A 3,763-nucleotide genomic window follows, 5' to 3' on the forward strand; every position below is an offset into this window, starting at 1 on the left:
TGGGCCTGCTGGTGTGCATCAACGGGTCACCCTATGAGCGCGGGAAGGCGTTCCACCGTGACGAACTGGCAGCGCGACGGGCACGCGAGGCGGGCGCCGCGCTCGCCTACGTCAACCTGGTCGGCGGCCAGGACGAGCTCGTCTTCGACGGCGGCTCACTCGTGGTCGACGCGGCCGGCCGGCTCCTCGCCCGCGCCGAACAGTTCACCGAGACGCTGCTGACCGTCGACCTTGACCTACCGGCAGCCCGAACCGCTGCACCGGCGGCCTCGGCGGTCGCCACCGGAACAGCGGTCGGCACCGGAACGGCGGTCGACGCGGGCGACGGCACCGCGATGACGGTGACCCGCCTGGTCCTGACGGACCAACCCGTCGCCGCATTCGACGCCGCGGCGCCCGTGGTGGCACAACGGCTGGACTCCGCCGCCGAGCTCTACCAGGCACTGGTCACCGGCACCCGCGACTACGTCGGCAAGAACGGGTTCACCTCGGTCGTGCTCGGGCTGTCCGGCGGCATCGACTCGGCCCTGGTCGCCACGATCGCTGTGGACGCCCTCGGCGCCGACCGGGTGCACACCGTCGCCATGCCCTCGGTGCACTCGTCGACCGGATCCGTCGACGACGCCGCCGAACTCGCCCGGCGGACCGGTGTCACCCACACCGTGGCCCCGATCCAGCCGGTGGTCGACGCCTTCCACGCCACGCTGGCCACCGCCGGTGGGCTCGCAGGTCTGGCCGCGGAGAACCTCCAAGCCCGGGTCCGCGGCACGCTGCTGATGGCGCTCTCGAACGCCCATGGCCATCTGGTTCTCACCACCGGCAACAAAAGCGAACTCGCGACCGGATTCTCCACCCTCTACGGCGACAGCGCGGGCGGCTTCGCCCCGATCAAGGATGTGCCCAAAACCCTGGTCTGGGAACTCGCGCGCTGGCGCAACGCGCACGCCGACCGCCGGGGGGAAACCCCACCCATCCCGGAAGAGATCATCGTCAAGCCCCCGTCCGCCGAGCTCGCTCCCGGCCAGCTCGACTCCGACCGGCTACCGGACTACACCACCCTGGACGCCGTCCTCGACGACTACGTCGAGCGCGACCAGGGCCGAACCGAACTGATCACAGCGGGTCACAGCCCCGAAACCGTGGAGCGGGTGATCCGGCTGGTGGACCTCGCCGAGTACAAACGCCGGCAGAACCCGCCAGGCCCGAAGGTGACGTCGAAGGCGTTCGGCCGCGACCGCCGGCTACCGATCACCTCCCACTGGCGGGAGCACCCCAGTGGATAATCAACGCCGGCGAAGCGGTCACACCGCCAGGTGGGCGTTCACCGCACGGGCCAACTCGCCGAATGCCGGCATTTCCACCACGGTGACACCGGCCGCGGTGAGCAGTTCGTAGCCCTGACAGTCAGCGACGAACACGTTGGGTTCCCGCCAGGCGATGACCACTCGGGGGATCCTCGCCGCCAGGATGAGCCGGGTACAGGTGCGCGGCCGGGACATGCGCTGGGAACACGGCTCCAGCGTGCTGTAGATCGTCGCGGTGGCGAGCCGGGGATCGGCCGGGGAGATCTTCGCAAGCGCGGACTCCTCGGCATGCACCGCGTCGTCGACCTCCCGGGAGAATCCGCAGGAGATCTCCGCGCCGTTCTCCTCGACGATGACGGCGCCCACCGAGTAGGCACCGGTCGCGGGTGGGCAGCGCTGGGCGAGCTCGATGGCGCGCGTCATCCACCGATGATCGTCGAACGGGGCATTGCGGGCCATGGAGTGTTCGTCCTTCCCCTGACGGGTTCGACGCCCGTCGCCGCGGGTACCGAGGCCAAACCCGATCACAAGATCATGGCAAGATCCAGAACCACCCGGCAAAGCCAGCTGGGACCCTCCACCGTCCAGTCTGTCGACGCTACCGAGACCATCCTATCGGAGCGTCGCTATGACCGTTTGAACCGGCACTCGCATTTTCAGAGAGATCTCTCAAGCGACTTGGTACGCCCAATCTTATAGAGCTCGACAGCCCAATCTTCACGGTCCATAAACGCCTCCCAGAAGGAATTCATGCTCCATTCTTCCGGTCCGAACGTCAAAGAGCCATCCCACTCGCGAGTAACCCTCCACGCCTCCGGAATCAAGCCGGAAGAGACGTCGAACAGTCTTGAGTCAAACAGGGATGGAAGCTCTCTCTCCGAGAATTCAATCCGAAACTTATTCGCCCCGTCTGCCTGAGCATAGATCTCAAGCACCGGGTACTCAAATTCGATCTTGAGCGATCCCGATCCCTGGGAGGTACGCTGGTCGCAGCCACCAGCACCCTTGAATCTGACCATCATCAGTACTCACCTCCGGCTCATGACCACCTTGTAGTCGAAATCGTACATCACTTCCCCCGCTGCGCCATGCCGCCGTTTTGCGCGAACCTTTCCCGCAGTGCTCGATTCCCAAGCTTAGAGCACCCGGCAATAGGGACGTGGATCAAGGAGTGGGGCTGGTGTGTGTATCTGATGGTCGCCCATACGATCCCGGTGCACCGCTGCGTGGAACTCGTCCGCTCGCTGACCGGCGCCGCGCCGTCGGCCGGGTTCGTCCACGGCCTGCTGGCGAAGGCCGTCGCCGAGGCGAATCAGGCGATCCGTACGCTGCTCACGCCGGCGCATGTGGTGGCCTGCGACGAGACCCCGATCCGGGTCGGACCGGCCCGGAAGAAGAAGTATCTGCTGGTCGCCTGCACGCAGCTCTACACCTGGTATCTGCTCGGCGACCGCACCCTGGCGACGTTCAAGGGCGGCCTCAAGGAGTCAGTGCGCCACATGTGATCGTGGGTGAGGGGGATAAGGCCCTGGTTGAGGTGACGGTCCGTACCGCCGACGGCGACAAGGTCATCGTGGCGACGGATGGTCATCCGTTCTGGGTGGAGTCGTTGGGGCGGTGGGTGGCTGCCAGGGACGTGGCCTCGGGTGCTCTGTTGCGGACGTCGGCGGGCACGTTCGTGCAGGTCGGTGTGGTCCGGACGTATGCGGCTCACCAGCGGGTGTACAACCTGACGGTTGATGACCTGCACACGTACTATGTCCTGGCAGGGACCACCCGATCCTCGTCCACAATTCTGGGCCATATCCGAAGTGGTCGACACATCACGAGAATACTGGTGATCTCTCTAAGAAGTACACCGAGGGACGGTCGACTCGGACTCCAGCATCGCAGTGGTACCACGAGGAACTGAGCAACGATGAACTTCTGGATGGGATCAACAACGCCGCACAGGGAGACGGAATTGTCGTCTCACGTGGGGGGACGATTCTTGGAGGTCATCACCGCTGGGACGAACTCCAAACGAGGATCAAGGATGGGCGCATCGACCCAGACACGCCAATCCGTATCGACGTCTACGGCGGGGAGTAGTGCCTGATGCCTATGATTCATTCGACTGACCCCGACTTCCGCATGTGTCAGATCAGCTTCGATACGCTGCTCGCGATCCAGTTGGAGGCGGAGGAGCGAGGCTGGGCAACTCGGTGGACATCGGTGGACGCACTCCGCAGCCAAGTCAGAGAAGAAGTCGTCCTCCAGTCGCTGATGCGCGAGGAGCGAGGAGGGGTTGCGGAACCCGTCAACCTGATCGAGACAAGATCTTGTAGGTGTTACTGAGCTGGTTGTTCTGTGTCGGGGCCTGGCTGGTCCGGGATCGGGTCTGGTGGGTTGATCCAGGCGGCTGTCGGTAGCGGTGGTGGTGTGGGCGGTCGGTGGACGAACCGTTCGGGTCGCGCGGT

At 65.1% G+C, this 3,763-nt stretch carries 5 protein-coding genes; 3 read left to right on the top strand and 2 right to left on the bottom strand.

Annotation, left to right across the window (positions count from 1 at the left end):
* A partial coding sequence (locus tag U9978_RS22510) for an NAD+ synthase (protein WP_322763144.1) occupies positions 1-1,283 on the top strand: 1,283 nt, incomplete at its 5' end.
* A gap of 18 nt (positions 1,284-1,301) precedes the next feature.
* On the opposite strand, the gene U9978_RS22515 is transcribed toward U9978_RS22510, so the two are convergent.
* Positions 1,302-1,763 (bottom strand): deaminase, encoded by a 462-nt coding sequence (locus U9978_RS22515; protein WP_322763145.1) that lies wholly within the window; start codon positions 1,761-1,763, stop codon positions 1,302-1,304.
* Positions 1,764-1,960: 197 nt separating this feature from the next.
* On the bottom strand, positions 1,961-2,326 hold the full coding sequence (locus tag U9978_RS22520; protein WP_322763146.1) for a hypothetical protein: 366 nt from the start codon (positions 2,324-2,326) through the stop codon (positions 1,961-1,963).
* A gap of 171 nt (positions 2,327-2,497) precedes the next feature.
* On the opposite strand from U9978_RS22520, the gene U9978_RS22525 reads away from it, so the two are divergent.
* Both U9978_RS22525 and U9978_RS22530 read left to right on the top strand, forming a co-directional pair.
* A complete protein-coding gene (locus U9978_RS22525; protein ID WP_322763149.1) occupies positions 2,498-2,809 on the top strand; it encodes an IS66 family transposase in 312 nt (103 codons plus the stop codon).
* Between the two features lie 2 nt (positions 2,810-2,811).
* Positions 2,812-3,216, top strand: coding sequence for a polymorphic toxin-type HINT domain-containing protein (locus U9978_RS22530; RefSeq protein WP_322763147.1), 405 nt, complete (start codon positions 2,812-2,814; stop codon positions 3,214-3,216).
* The last annotated feature ends 547 nt before the right edge of the window (positions 3,217-3,763 follow it).

It is taken from the genome of Protofrankia sp. Cr2 (genome assembly GCF_963555885.1).
In the GTDB taxonomy this organism is placed as follows: domain Bacteria; phylum Actinomycetota; class Actinomycetes; order Frankiales; family Frankiaceae; genus Protofrankia.

Coding starts and splice junctions, on each gene's coding strand:
- U9978_RS22520 (WP_322763146.1), bottom strand. CDS start 2,326: ATGATGGTCAGATTCAAGGGTGCTGGTGGCTGCGACCAGCGTACCTCC.
- U9978_RS22525 (WP_322763149.1), top strand. CDS start 2,498: ATGGTCGCCCATACGATCCCGGTGCACCGCTGCGTGGAACTCGTCCGC.
- U9978_RS22515 (WP_322763145.1), bottom strand. CDS start 1,763: ATGGCCCGCAATGCCCCGTTCGACGATCATCGGTGGATGACGCGCGCC.